The 1311-nt window shown below is 77.0% G+C and carries 1 protein-coding gene and 1 pseudogene; both read left to right on the plus strand.

Annotation, left to right across the window (positions count from 1 at the left end):
• Positions 1-243, plus strand: a pseudogene (locus HS99_RS45670) (hypothetical protein); the annotation flags it as partial.
• On the plus strand, positions 240-1311 hold a 1072-nt coding region (locus HS99_RS40370; RefSeq protein ID WP_063738047.1), incomplete at its 3' end, for a GNAT family N-acetyltransferase. The pseudogene HS99_RS45670 and the gene HS99_RS40370, both read left to right, overlap by 4 nt.

The following is a 1311-nucleotide window of genomic DNA, read 5'->3' on the forward strand; positions in this document are numbered from 1 at the left end:
CCCCGCCCGCGCAGTGCGGCGCAGACCGGCAGGACCCGGCCGAAGACCGAGGCGAGGGGCGACGCGAAGGCGGAGCCCAAGGCCGGGTCCAAGGCCGGGTCCCGGACCGAGGCCAAGGCGGAGTCGACGCCCGCCGCGCGGACCGAGGCGAAGGCCGGCGCCGCAACCGCCCCGGGCGGCAGGCCCGAGGCGGAGCCGAAGCTCCCGGCCGAGGAGAAAACCGCCGCCGGGAGCGGACGGTGAGCACCGAGGCCCGCGCCGCCGGCCTGCCGTCCCGGTCGGCGGCGCCGGTCTGGACCACCGAGCTGCGCCGCGAGGACGACGCCCTCGACACCGTCGCCGAGGAGTGGGACGAACTGGCGGCCCGCTGCCGCACCGCCACGTTCTTCCAGGCCGCTGCCTGGCAGCGCTCCTGGTGGCGCCACTACGGCCGCCCCGGCGCGCTGTTGGTGGTGCTGGTCCGCCGGGACGGCCGGCTGGTCGGCGCCGGCGCCTTCATGCGGCGCCGCGGCCCGTTCGGGGGGCTCACCGGCCTCGGCGCCGGGCTGGCCGACTACGGGGACGTCCTGCTCGACGACGAGTGCGCCGACCGGGCCGCCGCCGAGTTCGCCGCCGCCCTCCCGCTCACCCGCCCCTGGCACTGGCTGGAACTGCGCGAGGTGCACCCCGAGGCCGCGATGCAACGGGTCTACGAGCACTGGCGCGGCTCCCGCCGCCGCCACGAGGACTCGCTGTGCCAGTACCTCCCGGCCGTCCCGATGGAGCGGCTGCTCAAGCGGGTGCCCGGCAAGACCGCCCAGCGCAGCCGGGTGAAACTGCGCAAGATCGCCGAGGCCGGGGTGCGGGTCCGCTCCACCCCGCTGGAGGAGGTGCCGGCCGCCCTGGAGGGGCTGCTGCGGCTGCACTTCCAGCAGTGGCAGAAGCGTGGCGTCACCGCCGAGCACCGCACCGAGCGCTTCGCCCGGCACCTGACCGAGTCCACCGTCGGCCTGGTCGCCACGGGCCGGGCAGCCGTCCACCAGTTCCACCTGGACGGCGAACTGGTCGCGGTCAACCTGCTGCTGCTCTGCCCCTCCTTCGGCGGCCTGTACCTGTACGGCGCCCACCCGGGGCTGCGCGAGCGGCTGGACATCGCCGGGCTGCTGTTCAACGCCGCCCTGGAGGAGACGGTCGGCGCGGACATCCCGGTGCTCGGGCTGCTGCGCGGCCAGGAACCGTACAAGCAGCGCTGGCGGCCGGACCGGCTGTCCAACCAGCGCCTGCTGCTCGGCCCGGCCGGGGTGGCCCCGGCGGCCGCCGCCCGGGCCGGCG

The organism is Kitasatospora aureofaciens, assembly GCF_001188955.3.
Taxonomy (GTDB): domain Bacteria; phylum Actinomycetota; class Actinomycetes; order Streptomycetales; family Streptomycetaceae; genus Kitasatospora; species Kitasatospora aureofaciens.